This window comes from Streptomyces gobiensis (assembly GCF_021216675.1).
In the GTDB taxonomy this organism is placed as follows: domain Bacteria; phylum Actinomycetota; class Actinomycetes; order Streptomycetales; family Streptomycetaceae; genus Streptomyces; species Streptomyces gobiensis.
Genome location: NZ_CP086120.1, coordinates 5,631,441 through 5,646,043, shown reverse-complemented (window position 1 = coordinate 5,646,043; position 14,603 = coordinate 5,631,441). Strand labels below are relative to the sequence as shown.

Below are 14,603 nucleotides of genomic sequence, written 5' to 3'. Positions count from 1 at the left end.
GCGGGCGGAGACGTCAATATGGCGCCTTTTCGATCACCTGTGGTCCGCAGCGTGGTGATGAGGCCGCCACCACTGTGTCACCTACGCTCCTGGGCCATCCGCAACGGTACGACCGGGAGAGCGACGGCATGAACGACACCACGCTGAGGGCCAAGTACGCATATCGTTTCCGCATCCATGACAGCAATGGTGACGGCCTGGTGGACAGCCGGGACATTGTCCGCCGCGCCGAGGAGCTGCTGGCCGGCTTGGCGGAACCGCCGGAGTCCGCACGTGCGGCTGCCGTCGTCCGGGGAGCGCAGCTGTACTGGCAAGGGGTCGCGAAGCTGGCCGGAATCGACGAGGACGGGCAGCTGACGGAAGCGGCGTTCGTTGAGGCCCTCGTGCGGGCGAACGTGACGGGAACGATCGCGGACGTGGTACGGCCGTCGGTGGAGGCGCACATCGCGCTGGTGGACCGGGATGGCGACGGTGTGGTGAGCCTCGCCGAGTTCGCCCGTTCCCAGCAGGTGCTGGGGATGACGGCCGAGGCGGCTCATGACGCCTTCGCCGCGCTGGACCGTGAGGGCGACGGGAGCCTCACGGTCGACGAGTGGCAGCAGGCCGTGATGGACTTCTACACGACCACGGATCCAGCTGCCCCGGGCAATCTGGTGCTCGGCCTGCGAAGCTGACAACGCACGCGGGGGCCGGTGACAGGGCGTCAGGGCGTCAGGGCACCGAGCAAGGTGGCGAGCTTGGCCCCCGTCTCGGCGAGTTCGGCCTCCGGGCGGGAATCGCCGAGGATGCCCGCGCCGGCGTGCAGGCGTAGCCCGTGCGGCGAAAGTTCTCCGCAGCGCAGGGCGATGACCCACCGGCCGTCACCGTGCCGGTCCATCCACCCTATGAGGCCGGTGAAATAGCCGCGTGGCCGGATTTCCAGTTGCTCGATAAGGCGCCGGGCCGCCTCGCGAGGCACTCCGCAGACGGCGGGTGTGGGATGCAGAACGGCGGCGAGCTGAAGCGCGTTGGGTGCCGGGTGTCGCAGCCGGGCCCGGATGACGGTGGACAGGTGCCACAGCTGGCCGGTCGCTTTCAGCCCCGGGCCGCCGGGTACCTGGAGCGCCCTGCACCATGGCGCCAGCTGACGTCTCAGTTCGGTGACCACGAGCGCGTGTTCACGGCGGTCCTTGGGTGAGGCCAGCAGCGCCCGTGCGGCGGCTCGGTCATGGGCCCGGTCCGTGTGGCGCGGGGCGCTGCCGGCCAGTGGGTTGAGAAGCAGGCGGTCCCCGCTGCGGGCGAGGAGAAGCTCAGGGGAGGCACCGATCAGCAGCCGGGGGCTGTCGCGGGCAGCTGGTGCCACATTGACGCAGAAGACATGGGCGGTGGGCTGCTGCTGTACGAGGCGGCTCAGCACAGCAGGGGCGTCATCGGGCGTGAGCCCGGGAACGTGCAGGCTGCGGGCAAGGACCACCTTGTGGGCTGCGCCTGCCCGCAGACAGCGGACCGCCTCGGCGACGGCGGCCAGATAGCCGCAGTCGCCCGGCGGACCGGCGACCGTCGGCCCCGGCGGAAGAGCTCTGCGGTGCGGCGCCCGCGGAGCGGCGCTGACCGGGGCGAGCGTGAGCGTCGCGGGGGTGTGCTCGTGGAACGGGAGGGCGCCGACCACGCCGTACTCGGCTGGGGCGTCGCGCAGCGCGTCTTCGGCGCTGCGGGCCAGCCGCGCGAACTGTCCGGGCCCGGGTACGGTCGGCATGGGCAGCCCTGGGCCGGCGCGCAGGATGCTGTCCGGCGAGGTGAGCAGCCAGTGGCCCGGGTGGGTGACGTTAACTTTCGGCCTCCGTCCGTTTCGGCCTCCGTCCGTGGGGAGTTCAGCCGTGCAGGGCGGCTCCGCCGTCCACGTACAGGCTGTGCAGGGTGATGTGGCGGGCTTGGTCGGACAGGAGGAAGGCGACGGCGTCGGCGATGTCCTGCGGATCGGCGACGCGCCGCAGCGGGATGCCGGTCCGGTGGCTGGCCGGATTCCCGCGTATCGCGGCTGCGGCGGCGTCCGGGCCCATGGCGGACAGCATGGGTGTGTCGGTGGACCCGGGGCACACCACGTTGCAGCGGATTCCGAGCTCGGCGAGCTCCAGTCCCAGAGCGAGGGTGAACGCGGAGGCGGCCGCCTTGGACGCGGCGTAGGCGGCCATGCCGGTGCGGGGCACCCCGACGGAGTTGGAGGCGACGGTGACGATCGCTCCGGCCCGCCGTTCTGCCATCCGCCGGGCCGCTGCCCGGGACCACAGAAACACCCCGGTCGCATTGACGGCCAGCAGCTCGGACCAGTCGTCCTCCGGACAGCAGACGGCGGGGCCGGTCCGCAGCACGCCTGCTGCGTTGACCAGGGCGTTGACCGGCCCCAGCTCGGCATGCACCCGGTCGAGCACCTGCTCGGCCGCTGACGCGAGCGTGACATCGGCCGGACATCCCATCAGCTGCGGGCCGTCATCCGTGCCGTCCTTGTCCAGCAGACGTCGCAGTGCCTCCTTGTCCCGGTCGACAGCGGCGATGCGGGCACCGCAGGAGGCCAGCGTGCGGCACACGGCTGCGCCGATCCCGCCACCGGCACCGGTCACCACGATCACCCATCCGTCGAGCCCCGACAGCCGCAACGCGCCCTCCCCGTTCGTCGCACGGACCTCCGGAGCTGCCAGTCCAGCACCGTGAACCGACGCGGCGCCAGGGGGCATGAGTGGTGGCGCGCCACCTGCCGGAGGGGCGCAGGGCCGGGGGACGCGCCTGGATGTGAACGTCCGCCGCACCGGGGAAGCATGGCGGCCATGAGCCTGCCGAGCATTGACCCGTACCCGCTGCCGGACCAGCGCTGTCTGGAACACAACCGGCTCAGCTGGCAGTTGGACCCGGACCGTGCTGTGCTGCTGATCCACGACATGCAGAACTACTTTCTGCGCGCCTACACCCACGGCGCCCCCGCCCGGCGGGCGATCGGCAACATCAGCTCCCTGATACAGACGTCCCGCAAGGCCCGAGTGCCCGTCATCTACACCCGCCAGCCGCCGAACCAGAGCCGTAGCCGACGCGGACTCCTCGCCGAACTCTGGGGCCCTGGCCTGGGCGCGGAGGCAGACGACGCCGAGATCACCGCCCGGCTCCGCCCCGCGCCGGAAGACACCGTGCTGACCAAGCACCGCTACAGCGCCTTCCACGGCACCGGCCTCGCCATCCGGCTGCGGGAGCTCGGACGCGACCAGCTCGCCGTCACCGGCGTATACGCCCATCTGGGCTGCCTGCTCACCTGCGCGGACGCCTTCATGGCCGACATCAAGCCGTTCCTGGTCGCCGATGCCACCGCTGACTTCGACGCCGACCACCACACCTGGGCCCTGCGCTACGCCGCGACCCGCTGCGCCGTCGTCACGCTGACCGCGGACATGACGCGGGCGCTCGGTGTCGCAGGGAGGACGACGCGCAGCGCCGGCGGCGACCGGCCGTGCTCCGATGCGCCCGAGGCCGGCACTGGACCGGCTCGGCACGTTCCCGGGACGGTGGACACCGGGAGCCCTGGCAGCGTCGACCGTGGAGGAGACCTGTGATCCACATCAGTGAAACCCTTGTCCTGCAAACCGTCGAGGACTTCCTCACGACCGACGAGCTGGCCCAGCTGCGCAAGATCATGGACGACGAACGGCATGCCGCCGGATGGGCACCGCGATTCCAGGCAGAGGTGATGGCGGCCCCTGCCATGGCAGAGGAGATCCTGCAGCACGCGACGGAACGCGCGCTGCCCGCCATTCGACGGGCCATGCCGTCCATCAAGGCCGCCGCGCCCTGGGGCTACACCGAGCTGACGGCGGGCCACCGGGTCCCCACCCACCTGGACGGGATCCCGGACCCGGGTGCCGTCCCGCACCGCCTCGGTCGCATCGGGGTGGTTCTTGAAGAGGCGGACCGGGGCGGAGAGTTCTATGTCGAGAGCACCTCCAGCGATGACGTCTGGACAGGTGAACTCGTCGGTGAGGCGGAGGGGTTCCTGCCGGGTACGGCGCTGACCCACCGGCTGCCGCACGCTCCCAAGCCGGGGGTCCACCCGCACGAGAGCGAGCCCGCCTGGCTGGGTGCGGCGCGACGCACCCGCTGGATCACCGATGCCGGGGCGGGTACGGCCGTCGCCTACGGTGCCCAGGTGATCCACGGTGTTCTGCCCGTACGCTCCGGACGGCTGGGCAAGTTTGTCACCGATCTGCTGGACGGTCCGGGGGCCTGAGCTGCCTGGGGGCTGGGCGTCGGCTGGTCAGCCGTACAGCGCATGACGGGCCTCGGCATAGCGGAGGCGGATGCGTTCGCCGGTCGTGCCGTCGGCCGGGCTGGGGATCTCCATGGCGGAAGCCAGCGGCCAACGTGGTGGCTCCGCCGCACCGGACAGGGCCCACGCCGCCTGGCGTGCCGCACCCAGGGCGACATATTCCTCCGGCTGCGGCACGCTTACCGGGCTGCCGAATACGTGGGCCGCCACCTGTCCCACGGCGTGGGCTCTGGCGGCGCCCCCGATCAGGACCACCCGGTTCACCGCGAGTCCCTGTCCGCGGAGCTCGTCCAGTGCGTCGGCCATGGCGCAGAGCATGCCCTCGACGGCTGCCCGTGCCATGTTGGGCGGATTCATATTGGCGTTGCGCATGCCCAGCAGGCTCCCGGCCGCGTTGGGCAGGTTGGGGGTGCGCTCACCGTCCAGATAGGGCAGGAGGACCAGCCCCTGGGCACCGGGCTGCGCCTGCTGCGCGAGCTGGTCGAGCTCCTCCAGACCGACACCGAGCAGCCGGGCTGTCGAGTTGAGCACCCGGGCCGCGTTGAGGGTACAGACCAGGGGCAGAAACTGTCCGGTGGCGTCCGCGAATCCTGCGACGGCACCCGTCGCGTCGGCGGTGGGCCGGGGGGAGACCGCGAAGGCCGTTCCACTGGTGCCCAGTGAGATCACCGCGTCTGCGGGGCCGATGCCCAGTCCCAGTGCCGCTCCCATGTTGTCACCGGTGCCGGCTGCCACCAGCGCGCCGTGCTGGGTGCGGCCGGCCGGTTCGGCCGGTTCGAGCACTGTGGGCAGGGCGGGCGTGCGCCCGGCGAAGGCGCGGCCCAGCAGGTCCTTGCGGTACCGGCCTTCGGCGGGCGACCAGTAGCCCGTCCCCGAGGCGTCACCGCGGTCGGTGACCGGTTCCGCACCGGTTCCCGGGCCGCCGCACAGCCGCCAGGTGAGCCAGTCGTGCGGCAGCATCACCGCGGCGGCGCGGTCGGCCGCGTCCGGCTCGTGCTCGGCCAGCCAGCGCAGTTTGGCGACGGTGATGGCGGCGACGGGTACGGTGCCGACCGCGTCCGCCCAGTTGCGTGCGCCGCCGAACTCGGCCACCAGGTCCGCGGCCGCCTGCGCGGACCTGGTGTCGTTCCACAGCAGCGCGTCACGCACCGGCCGGCCCGCCTCGTCCACCGTGACCAGGCCGTGCTGCTGACCGGCGACGGCGATCGCGTCCACCTGTTCCACCAGGCCCTCGCCCGCTGTCCGCAGAGCGCGCCACCAGCCGTCGGGAGGGATCTCGGTGCCCTCCGGGTGCGGGGCCCGCCCGCGGTGGAGGATTCGTCCGGTCTCGGCGTCGCAGACGACTACCTTGCACGACTGGGTGGACGAGTCCACCCCGGCGACCGTTGGCATGGCCGGATTCTCCTCTGAGGGGTGATGACGCTGGACACTGCCTGGGTCAGGGCAGTACGACGATCTTGCGGCCCTTCCCCGCCGCGAAGCGCTCCAGCGCCTCCGGGTAGGTGACCAGGGGCAGCCGGTCGCTGATGAAGACCGCCGGATCGATCACCCCGGTCGCGAAGAGCTCCGCCGCCCGCTCGTAGCTGTGCAGGACCGCCATCGACCCGGTGATGGTGATCTCCTGGTTGTAGATCCTGTACGGCTCGATGGTGACCGTCGTGGCGTAGTCGGAGACGCCGAACTGCAAGAAGGTGCCCGCCTTGGCGACGCGCCCGAGGCCGTCCTGGATGGCTTTGGCGTTGCCGGTGGCGTCGATAACGATGTCCCAGCCCTGGGGTCGGTCCAGCTCGTCCGCGTTCACCGCCGCGCCGGAACAGCCCAGGGCACGGGCGGTGGCCAGCCGGTCCCTGTTGAGGTCGACGACCTCGACCGAGGCCGCGCCGGTGCGTTTGGCGAGCTCCAGCATCATCAGGCCCATGGTGCCGGAGCCGTAGATCAGCACATGGGCGCCCATCCGCGCCGCCAGCACGTCATAGCCGCGCACCGCGCAGGACAGTGGCTCGATGAGCGCCGCGTCCTGCAGGCCCACATGGTCGGGGAGTTTGACGCAGTTGGCGACCGGTGCCACGGCGTACTCGGCGGCGCCGCCCGCCGTGCTGACACCGATCGCCGCCCAGCGTTCGCAGAGGTTGTTGTGACCGTTACGGCAGTAGCGGCATTCGTAGCAGTACAGCGAGGGGTCGACCGCGACCCGGTCACCGGTCCTCAGCTCGCGTACTTCGCTGCCGACGGCCGCCACCTCGCCGGCGAACTCATGCCCCGGCACCACCGGCAGTGTCGGGGCGAACTCTCCTTGCAGGATGTGCAGATCGGTGCCGCACAGCCCGCATGCGGCCACCTTCACCACCACGTCGCGGGGGCCGGGTGCCGGGTCGGGAAGCGAGGTGAGGGAGACCTTGCCGGGCGCTTCGATCAGGGCGGCTTTCACTTGACGGCTCCTAGCGACAGACCCTGGACCAGCTTGTCCTGGGCGGCGAATCCTGCGGCGAGCACCGGCAGGGAGATGACGATGGACGCGGCGCACACCTTCGCCAGGAACAGGCCCTGGCTGGTGATGAAGCCGGTCAGGAAGACGGGCGCGGTCTGTGCGGTCACCCCGGTCAGCACCCGGGCGAAGAGCATCTCGTTCCAGCTGAAGATGAAGCAGATCAGCGCGGTGGCGGCGATCCCGGGGCCGGCGATCGGGGCGACGACCCGGGCGAGGATGGCGGGCAGCCGGGCACCGTCCATCTGGGCCGCCTCGATGATGGAGACGGGCACCTCGGCCAGGAATGACTGCATCATCCATACGGCGATCGGCAGGTTCATCGCTGTGTAGAGGATGACGAGCAGCCAGATGTTGTCGAGCAGCCCGGTGTTCTTGGCGATCAGATACACCGGCAGCAGCCCGGCCACGACCGGCAGCATCTTGGTGGAGAGGAAGAAGAACAGCACGTCCCGCCACTTGCGTACCGGCCGGATCGACAGGGCGTAGGCCGCCGGAAGGGCCAGCAGGAGGACAAGGAGTGTGGAGAAGACCGACGCCATCGTTGAGTTGATCAGCGAGGGCCAGGGGCTGGCACCGCCGGCCGCGCCGAAGAACTCCCGGTAGCCGTCCAGGGTGAGCGGCGCGGCCAGGGACGGCGGGTTGGTGGCGGCGTCGGACTCGGCGTGGAGTGAGGTCAGCACCATCCAGGCGACCGGCAGGAAGAAGAGGATGCCGGTCAGCCAGGCCAGCAGGCCCAGGGCGGCACCGCGGCGCCGGGCTCGGCGCAGGACCGGGGGCAGGGTTGTCACCGTGGCGGTCATCAGCGGGACACCTCCTGGCTGAAGAGGGAGGAGACCACCCGCAGGGCGAAGGTGGCGAGGATGATCGATCCGATGACGACGAGTACGCCCGCGGCGGAGGCCAGTCCGTACTCATGGGCCCGGTAGAAGGTCTCGTAGATCGTGTACGGCAGGTTGGCGGTGCCCAGGCCGCCGGAGGTGATGGTGAAGACCGCGTCGAAGTTCTGCACGATGTAGATCGAGCCGAGCAGGGCTCCCAGCTCCAGATAGCGGCGTAGATGCGGCAGGGTGAGATAGCGGAAGACCTGCCAGTTGCCGGCGCCGTCGATGCGGGCGGCCTCGATCACATCCAGCGGCCGGCTCTGCAGCCCGGCCAGCAGGATCAGCATCATGAACGGTGTCCACTGCCAGATCAGCGAGGCTTCCACCGCGATCAGCGGCATCTCGGAGATCCAGTCGGGCTGGGCCGGGCCGTCGATGCCCAGCAGCCCGCCAAGCCAGGTGAGCAGGCCGTTGAACAGTCCGTACTCGGGGTTGTAGAGGACGTGCTTCCACAGCAGTGCGGCCGCGACCGGGACCAGCAGGAAGGGGGCGATGAGCATGGTGCGCACCACACCGCGGCCACGGAACTTCCGGTCCAGCAGCAGGGCCAGGGCCAGGCCGAGCACCAGGCTGACCAGGACCACGCTGGCGGTCAGCAGCGCTGTGGTGAGTACAGAACCGCGCAGCTCCGGATCGGAGAGCACGGCGCCGTAGTTGGACAGGCCCGCGAACGCACGGTCATCGGGATAGAGCGAGTTCCAGTTGAAGAGGGAGATCACCAGCGTTGCCACAAAGGGCAGTTGGGTGACGATGATCAGGAAGATCAGTGCCGGGAGCAGCGGGGCGCGGGTGGCCCAGGCCCGCAGGTCGCGCCGTGCGGCCTGCGGTGGGGGCGCGGGTGGCCGCTGGGCGGCGACGGGGGTGGTGGGCGGCGGCGAGACCGCCGCCCGCAAAGACGTACTCATCGGTTCTGGTACTCCTTGCCGACCTTCTCGGCCAGCTTCTGCGACTTCTGCAGGGCCTGCTCAACGGACTGGCGTCCAGCGATGGCGGCGCTGATCTCCTGGGAGACCTTGGTGCCGAGGTCGGTGAACTCCGGGACGCCGACAAACTGAACGCCGGGGGCGGGCCGCTTCTGCACTCCGGGGTTACGCGAGTCGGCCTCGCTGATGGCCGTGTGGGTCACCTCGTAGAAGGCCTTGGCCGCCTTCTGGTAGTCGGGGTTGTCGTAGGTGGAGGCGCGCTTGCCCGCGGGGACGTTGGCCCAGCCGATCTCCTTGCCGACCAGCGCCTCGTACTCCTTGCTGGCGGCCCAGGAGATGAACTTCCAGGCACTGTCGGGGTTCTTGGACGCCTTCTGCATGCCCCAGGCCCAGGTGTAGAGCCAGCCGGAGCTGTCGGTCTTCTCCACCGGGGCGGGTACATAGCCGATCTTGCCCTTGACCGGGGACTTCGTAGCCTCCAGGGATCCGGCGCCGGCTGTGGCGTCGTACCACATGGCGGTCTTGCCCTGGGTCATGTTGTTCAGGCACTCGGCGTATCCGGCCTGGGCCGCGCCGGACTCACCGTGCTTGCGGACCAGATCGACATAGAACTGGGTGGCCCGGGTGAACTCGGGAGCGGTGAGCTGGGCTTCCCATCTGTCGTTGAACCAGGTGCCGCCGAAGGTGTTGACGACGGTGGTCAGTGGGGCGATCACCTCGCCCCAGCCGGGCAGACCGCGCAGGCAGATGCCCTTCATGCCCTTTTCGGCGCCGTCCGCCTTGGCGGCCAGGCCGGCCACCTGCTTCCAGGTGGGCTTGTCGGGCATCGTCAGGCCTGCTTTGGCGAAGACGTCCTTGCGGTACATCAGGAAGGACGACTCGCCGTAGAAGGGCTGGGCGTAGACCTTGCCGTCCTCGCCGCTGAGCGAGAGCCGCATGGGGGTGAGGATGTCCTGCTCGTCGTAGGCGCTGTCCTGCGTTATGTACGGGTCGAGTGCGTGCAGCCAGCCGTTCTTGGCGTAGATCGGCGTCTCGTAGTTGCTGATGGTGGCGACGTCGTACTGTCCGGCCTGGTTGGCGAAGTCCTGGCTGATCTTGTCCCGGACGTCGTTCTCCGGGAGCACGGTGAAGTTGACCTTGATGCCGGTTTCCTTGGTGAAGTGCTGCGCGGTCAGCTTCTGCAGATCGGTCATCTGCGGGTTGTTGACCATCAGGACGTTGATGGTCTCGCCGTCTGCCGTGCCGGTCCCGCCGGCTCCGGCGCAGGCGGTGAGCAGAAGACCGCCGGTGACGGTGAGGGCGAGGAGTGCGCGGGTCCGGTGTCGGCTCTGACTGCGCATGGAGGCTCCCAGTGGGTGAAGAAGGGCAGACGGTGCCACGCCGCCCGTAGGGGTGGTTGATGAGGTGGGGCTTATGGAGGTTGTGCGGCCGGGCCCGCAGGTCGTCGCGGCTCAGGCGCGGATGACCTGAGGGCCCAGGAGCTGGTAGCGGTGTGCCTCGGCGGAGGGCAGTCCGGTGCTGGTGACGAGCGCCTCGAAGTCGGACACCGCGGCGAAGCGGCAGAAGCTGACCGCGGCGAACTTGGTGTGCATCCCGACGAAGATCCGGCGCCGGGACACCCGGACGGCCTGCGCCTTGACCTCGCTCACGGCCGGGTCGGGGGTGGTGAGGCCGTGTTCACGCGAGATGCCGTTGGCTCCGAGGTACGCCAGGTCGATGACGAAACCGGAGAGCATATGGACCGTCCAGTGGTCGACGGTGGCCAGTGTTCCGCCGCGCACCCGGCCGCCGAGAAGCAGCACGGTGAACTTCTCCTCCTCGGCGAGGGCGCCCGCGGTCGCCAGTGAGGTGGTGACGATCGTCAGGGGCCGGTCTTTGGGCAGCGCCTCGGCGATCAGCTGCGGGGTGAATCCTTCGTCGATGAAGACGGTCTCGGCGTCACCGAGCAGCCCGGCCGCGGCGGTCGCGATCCGCCGTTTTTCGGGGACGTGCATGGTGGTGCGGAAGGCGAGGGTCGTCTCGAAGCCCGCGCTCTCCACCGGATAGGCGCCGCCGTGGGTGCGCCGCACCAGACCGTGGTCCTCCAGCAGCCGCAGGTCGCGGCGGACGGTCTCCTTGGCGACACCGAGCTCCGCCGCGAGCTCGGCGACGTCGACCGAGCCCGCGCGTCGGGCGGCGGCGACGATCTCTCGCTGACGTTCCTCCGCACTCACGGCGTACGCACCTCTCCTGGCCGGTGCCCGTTCGGGCCTGTAGAGAGAGTTGTACAGCCGGTCGAACACGGCCACCAGGTGTGCCATCGGGTTGATGGTGCCCGTATGTGCCCGTTTACCGTGTGCCTCGGCGGTGTGACGACCGGCTTACCGGCGTTTCCGGGGTGTTCGGGACTGCCCGTATGCCCGGTGTGAATGACCGTTTACGGTCCGGATGGCGTACGGGGCGAGCGCCCGGTCGGGCAGGACCGGCCGGTTTCGGTCATCCCGGCCGTCAGACGCGCCAGTACGGCAGCGGTCCGAGGCGTACCAGGGTGTGCAGGAGGGCGGCCGCCCGCCAGGCGGCGTCCGGATCGGCGGTGGCAGGGCGCGGTATGCGGGTCTTATGGCGGGCGACGGCCGCGACGAGAGCGGAGTAGTCGGCGACGGATACATCTTCGGGTACGTACCAAGTAGGTACCTGCCTGGGCAGCCGTATGGGTGAGGGCTTCAGCCGGGCTTGCGGTAGGCGTACCCCGATCCCTCGGCAGGAGCGCTGTCCGCGATGGTGCGGACGAGACGGTGATCGGGTGACAGACCGCAGGCCGGGTCGGTGCGGGCGGCGTCACCGGTGAGCGCGTACGCCTGGCAGCGGCAGCCGCCGAAGTCCGTCTCGCGGCGGCAGCAGCTGCGGCACGGCTCGCCCATCCACTGCGTGCCCCGGTAGCGGTTGAAGGCCGTGGAGCGGTCCCAGATCCACTCCAGCGTGTGGTCGCGGATGTTCGGCGGGCCCAGATCCGGCAGGGCGGCCGCCGCCGGGCACGGCAGGACGGTCCCGTCCGGGGCCACGGTCAGCGAGACCGCGCCCCAGCCGCCCATGCACGGCTTCGCCACGCCGTCGAAGTAGTCGGGGACGACCCATACCAGCTCGGTCACTCCGGTCAGCCGCTCCCGGCGGTGCTCGATGACCTCCCGGGCGTGTGCCAGCTGGTCACGGGTGGGAAGAAGCGCGCTGCGGTTGCGCAGGGCCCACCCGTAGAACTGGGTATTGGCCAGCTCGATCCGGTCGGCGCCCCAGGCCACACCCAGGTCGATGATGGCGTCGATCGCGTCGAGGTTGTCGCGGTGGAGTACGACATTGAGCCCGAGGGGAAGGCCTGCTTGCCGGATGAGCGCGGCGGCCGCCTCCTTCGCCGCGAAAGAGGCGCGCCCGGCGATCCGGTCGGAGAGCTGTGGGTCGGCGTGCTGCACGGACAGCTGAACACTGCGCAGTCCGGCGGCCACGAGTCCGGAGAGCCTCGGGGCGGTGAGACCGACCCCGCTGGTGACCAGCTGGGTGTAGATCCCGGCGGTCTCCGCGGCGGTGACGATCGCCCCGAGGCCGGTGCGCAACAGCGGCTCGCCGCCTGAGAGATGGGTGTGCACCACGCCCAGTTCCCCGGCCTGCCGCATCACGTCCTGCCACTCCCCCGTGGACAACTCGCGGGCGCGGCGGACGAGTTCGAGCGGGTTGGAGCAGTAGGGGCAGTGCAGCGGGCAGCCATGGGTCAGTTCGGCCAGCAGGGCCCAGGGGCGCGGTCGTGCGGTCATCGCAGCCAGCCCTCCTCGCGCACCCGGTGGAGAAACTCCGGGACCTCGGTGGCCACCGGCGCGCCGGGGAAGCGCGCGGCCAGCTCCTCGGTGATCGCCTGGACGTCGCGGCGGCCGTCGCACAGCCGGATGATGCGGGCGGCCTGGGGGTTCAGCACCACGACCCGTTCCGGCAGGACCAGCAGATCGGCCCGGCGCACCCTGTCGTACCGGAGCACGACCGCGCGCGACAGGGCGGGGCGCCATCCGGCGCCCGACGCATCGGTCATGGCTGCTCCTTGCCGTCGGCGTGGTCGACGGCGTCAAGCAGCGACCACAGCACATCGCACTTGAAGGTGAGGGCTGCCACGGCCCGTTCCTGGTGCTCCTCGGTGCGCGCCCAGGCCAGGACGAGGTCGAGAGCTTCCCGGCTGTCCTGGCGGCCCTGGGCCTCGCGGGAGCGGAAGTAGGCGAGTCCGTCGGGGTCGATCCACCGGTAGTGGCGTTCGAACGCGGCGGTACGGACGCGCATGAGGTCCGGGGCGGACAGCTCGGTGAGGGAGGCGGCTACGGCCTCCAGCGGGGAACGCAGGCGACAGAAGTTGACGTACCCGTCGACGGCGAGGCGCACCCCGGGCAGGACGTCCTGGCCGGACAGCAGCAGGGACCGGTCCAGGCCCGCTGCCCCGCCGAGCCGCAGCCACCGCTCGATCCCGCCCTCGCCCTCGTTCCGCCCGTCGTGGTCCTGGATGCGGCGCAGCCACATGCGGCGCAGCTGCGGGGTGTCCAGCTTGGCGGTGATCAGGGCGTCCTTGACGGGGATATGGCGCTGGTAGTGGAAGCGGTTGCGGATCCAGCGGCGCATCTCGCCGGGGGTCAGTTCGCCCTGGTGCATACGGACGTTGAAAGGGTGACGGTCGTGGTAGTGCTCCCGCGCGACGTTCCGCAGCCGGTCCTCGAATGGCGTCGTAGAACTCGTAGTGCTCGTCGTGCTCGTCGTAGACCTGGGCATGCTCACAGCTCGATCACCATTCCGTCGGCGGCTACCCCGATGCCCCGCTCGGCCAGCAGCGTGTGCTGCGGCGCGCCCGGGTCGACGAGGGGATTGGTGTTGTTGAGGTGGGTGTAGAAGCAGCGGGCGCGCAGCGGTGCCAGGCGCTCCGCCGTTCCACCCGGGCCGTAGACCGGGAGGTGCCCCATGCCGGTCGCGGTGCGATCGCTGATACCGGTGCGCCGTGGCTCCTCGTCGTCCCAGAACGTGCCGTCGATGATCACGCAATCGGCGTCGTTCACGGCCGCTTGGAGGGTGTCCGGCCAGGCGGCGACGGCCGGGGCGTAGACGGCGCTCGCACCGGTGGCACGGTCGGTGAGGCGCAGCGCCACGACCCAGGACGCGTGGTCGGGGCCGGTGCCCGCTGCGTAGCGGGGGCGTTTGGCGCAGAGCGGGACACAGTCGATGTCGGTCCCCGCGTCCGGGGTGAGCGGTTCGGGCCGCTCGCCGGGCAGTTCCCGCCAGGTGAGTGAGGTGTAGGACCCGAGAACCGCCCCCAGGTGCAGCCGAGTGAGCAAAGCCTCGCGTACAACCCCGGTGGTGAGCACCTCCAGGCCCTCGGCCTCGCGCAGCCGGGCGATGCCCAGGGTGTGGTCGAGCTCCGCGTCGGTGAGCACCAGGCCCGCCAGCGCGGTCTGCCGGGCCCCCGGTCCGGGGTGCAGTGCCGGGCATTCCTCGATCTGGTCGCCGATGTCGGGAGTGGCGTTGACGATGTACCAGCGGCCTTCGGCGGCCCGTACGGCGAGCGAGGCGTGACGGCGGCGCCGGTGCGGATGGGCGCGTGCCCCGGAGCAGCCGGGGCACGCGCAGTTCCACTGGGGGACGCCGCCGCCCGCCGCGGTGCCGAGCACCTGCAGCAGCATGGCGGCGCGGCTAACGGTCGCTCAGGAGGTAGGCGGTAACCTCGAGACCGGTCTCGACCACCGTGTAGTCGGGGGTCTGCCAGGTCGCGCTCTCCTCGGTACCAGCCACCGGCTGCTGTGCTGCCTGCTCCACTGCCTGTTGTACGGAGTCGGTCATGAGTGGTCCCTGCCCTTCGGAGTGGGGGGTCACTGCGTTTCTTCCCGCGACAGCGGGGGGCAATGCCGACTTGAGCCGCCCCGGAGCGTCAGCGCGCCACGGAGGTCCGTTGGTGTTGACTAGTTAGACAGGTTTCCTTACCTTCACCGGCAACCACAGAAGCACGGGCCATCAGCGTCATGCTCGCGGCATCC

At 70.4% G+C, this 14,603-nt stretch carries 16 protein-coding genes and 1 pseudogene; 3 read left to right on the top strand and 14 right to left on the bottom strand.

Going from position 1 to position 14,603, the window contains the following annotated elements; translation table 11 throughout:
* Window positions 1–74 precede the first annotated feature (74 nt).
* Window positions 75–674 carry an EF-hand domain-containing protein gene (locus test1122_RS26325; RefSeq protein WP_232271664.1) on the top strand — a complete coding sequence of 200 codons (600 nt, stop codon included), beginning with the start codon at window positions 75–77 and terminating at the stop codon, window positions 672–674.
* 29 nt (window positions 675–703) lie between these two features.
* Here the strand turns inward: test1122_RS26325 and test1122_RS26320 are convergent, their stop codons facing one another.
* The gene (locus test1122_RS26320; protein ID WP_232271663.1) at window positions 704–1,735 is read right to left on the bottom strand and encodes an isochorismate synthase; all 1,032 of its coding nucleotides are present in this window, start codon (window positions 1,733–1,735) and stop codon (window positions 704–706) included.
* Window positions 1,736–1,850: 115 nt separating this feature from the next.
* Window positions 1,851–2,633, bottom strand: coding sequence for an SDR family NAD(P)-dependent oxidoreductase (locus tag test1122_RS26315; protein ID WP_232271662.1), 783 nt, complete (start codon window positions 2,631–2,633; stop codon window positions 1,851–1,853).
* A 168-nt stretch (window positions 2,634–2,801) separates the two neighbouring features.
* Here test1122_RS26315 and test1122_RS26310 point away from each other — a divergent pair, with 168 nt between their 5' ends.
* Together test1122_RS26310 and test1122_RS26305 are read left to right on the top strand one after the other, a co-directional pair.
* Window positions 2,802–3,575 (top strand): isochorismatase family protein, encoded by a 774-nt coding sequence (locus test1122_RS26310; protein ID WP_232271661.1) that lies wholly within the window; start codon window positions 2,802–2,804, stop codon window positions 3,573–3,575.
* Window positions 3,572–4,246, top strand: coding sequence for a hypothetical protein (locus test1122_RS26305; protein ID WP_232271660.1), 675 nt, complete (start codon window positions 3,572–3,574; stop codon window positions 4,244–4,246). Before test1122_RS26310 ends, test1122_RS26305 begins: the two co-directional genes overlap by 4 nt.
* Window positions 4,247–4,273: 27 nt before the next feature.
* Here the strand turns inward: test1122_RS26305 and xylB are convergent, their stop codons facing one another.
* The 12 genes and pseudogenes from xylB to pqqA all read right to left on the bottom strand — a co-directional run bounded on the left by xylB (window position 4,274) and on the right by pqqA (window position 14,409).
* Entirely contained in the window at window positions 4,274–5,677 is a 1,404-nt protein-coding gene (xylB, locus tag test1122_RS26300; protein WP_232271659.1) for a xylulokinase, read from the bottom strand.
* 46 nt (window positions 5,678–5,723) lie between these two features.
* The gene (locus test1122_RS26295; protein ID WP_232271658.1) at window positions 5,724–6,713 is read right to left on the bottom strand and encodes a zinc-dependent alcohol dehydrogenase family protein; all 990 of its coding nucleotides are present in this window, start codon (window positions 6,711–6,713) and stop codon (window positions 5,724–5,726) included.
* Window positions 6,710–7,573, bottom strand: a complete 864-nt coding sequence (locus test1122_RS26290; RefSeq protein ID WP_232271657.1) for a carbohydrate ABC transporter permease — start codon at window positions 7,571–7,573, stop codon at window positions 6,710–6,712. The genes test1122_RS26295 and test1122_RS26290 overlap by 4 nt, the downstream gene beginning before the upstream one ends.
* Window positions 7,573–8,559: a carbohydrate ABC transporter permease gene (locus test1122_RS26285; protein WP_232271656.1), complete on the bottom strand. Its 987-nt coding sequence runs from the start codon at window positions 8,557–8,559 to the stop codon at window positions 7,573–7,575. The genes test1122_RS26290 and test1122_RS26285 overlap by 1 nt, the downstream gene beginning before the upstream one ends.
* Window positions 8,556–9,917: an ABC transporter substrate-binding protein gene (locus tag test1122_RS26280; RefSeq protein WP_232271655.1), complete on the bottom strand. Its 1,362-nt coding sequence runs from the start codon at window positions 9,915–9,917 to the stop codon at window positions 8,556–8,558. Before test1122_RS26280 ends, test1122_RS26285 begins: the two co-directional genes overlap by 4 nt.
* A 111-nt stretch (window positions 9,918–10,028) precedes the next feature.
* Window positions 10,029–10,790, bottom strand: coding sequence for a DeoR/GlpR family DNA-binding transcription regulator (locus test1122_RS26275; protein ID WP_232272080.1), 762 nt, complete (start codon window positions 10,788–10,790; stop codon window positions 10,029–10,031).
* Window positions 10,791–11,076: 286 nt separating this feature from the next.
* Window positions 11,077–11,283: pseudogene (locus tag test1122_RS26270) on the bottom strand (hypothetical protein); the annotation flags it as partial.
* Window positions 11,280–12,359 (bottom strand): pyrroloquinoline quinone biosynthesis protein PqqE, encoded by a 1,080-nt coding sequence (gene pqqE / locus test1122_RS26265; RefSeq protein WP_232271654.1) that lies wholly within the window; start codon window positions 12,357–12,359, stop codon window positions 11,280–11,282. The gene pqqE and the pseudogene test1122_RS26270, both read right to left, overlap by 4 nt.
* Entirely contained in the window at window positions 12,356–12,628 is a 273-nt protein-coding gene (gene pqqD, locus test1122_RS26260; protein ID WP_232271653.1) for a pyrroloquinoline quinone biosynthesis peptide chaperone PqqD, read from the bottom strand. The genes pqqE and pqqD overlap by 4 nt, the downstream gene beginning before the upstream one ends.
* Window positions 12,625–13,350 carry a pyrroloquinoline-quinone synthase PqqC gene (pqqC, locus tag test1122_RS26255; protein WP_232271652.1) on the bottom strand — a complete coding sequence of 242 codons (726 nt, stop codon included), beginning with the start codon at window positions 13,348–13,350 and terminating at the stop codon, window positions 12,625–12,627. The genes pqqD and pqqC overlap by 4 nt, the downstream gene beginning before the upstream one ends.
* Before the next feature lie 2 nt (window positions 13,351–13,352).
* The gene (gene pqqB / locus test1122_RS26250; protein ID WP_232271651.1) at window positions 13,353–14,252 is read right to left on the bottom strand and encodes a pyrroloquinoline quinone biosynthesis protein PqqB; all 900 of its coding nucleotides are present in this window, start codon (window positions 14,250–14,252) and stop codon (window positions 13,353–13,355) included.
* Between the two features lie 10 nt (window positions 14,253–14,262).
* Window positions 14,263–14,409 carry a pyrroloquinoline quinone precursor peptide PqqA gene (pqqA, locus tag test1122_RS26245; RefSeq protein WP_232271650.1) on the bottom strand — a complete coding sequence of 49 codons (147 nt, stop codon included), beginning with the start codon at window positions 14,407–14,409 and terminating at the stop codon, window positions 14,263–14,265.
* Window positions 14,410–14,603 lie beyond the last annotated feature (194 nt).

Coding starts and splice junctions, on each gene's coding strand:
- test1122_RS26285 (WP_232271656.1), bottom strand. CDS start 8,559: ATGAGTACGTCTTTGCGGGCGGCGGTCTCGCCGCCGCCCACCACCCCC.
- pqqA (WP_232271650.1), bottom strand. CDS start 14,409: ATGACCGACTCCGTACAACAGGCAGTGGAGCAGGCAGCACAGCAGCCG.
- test1122_RS26280 (WP_232271655.1), bottom strand. CDS start 9,917: ATGCGCAGTCAGAGCCGACACCGGACCCGCGCACTCCTCGCCCTCACC.
- pqqB (WP_232271651.1), bottom strand. CDS start 14,252: ATGCTGCTGCAGGTGCTCGGCACCGCGGCGGGCGGCGGCGTCCCCCAG.
- xylB (WP_232271659.1), bottom strand. CDS start 5,677: ATGCCAACGGTCGCCGGGGTGGACTCGTCCACCCAGTCGTGCAAGGTA.
- test1122_RS26310 (WP_232271661.1), top strand. CDS start 2,802: ATGAGCCTGCCGAGCATTGACCCGTACCCGCTGCCGGACCAGCGCTGT.
- pqqD (WP_232271653.1), bottom strand. CDS start 12,628: ATGACCGATGCGTCGGGCGCCGGATGGCGCCCCGCCCTGTCGCGCGCG.
- test1122_RS26320 (WP_232271663.1), bottom strand. CDS start 1,735: ATGCCGACCGTACCCGGGCCCGGACAGTTCGCGCGGCTGGCCCGCAGC.
- pqqE (WP_232271654.1), bottom strand. CDS start 12,359: ATGACCGCACGACCGCGCCCCTGGGCCCTGCTGGCCGAACTGACCCAT.
- test1122_RS26290 (WP_232271657.1), bottom strand. CDS start 7,573: ATGACCGCCACGGTGACAACCCTGCCCCCGGTCCTGCGCCGAGCCCGG.
- pqqC (WP_232271652.1), bottom strand. CDS start 13,350: ATGCCCAGGTCTACGACGAGCACGACGAGCACTACGAGTTCTACGACG.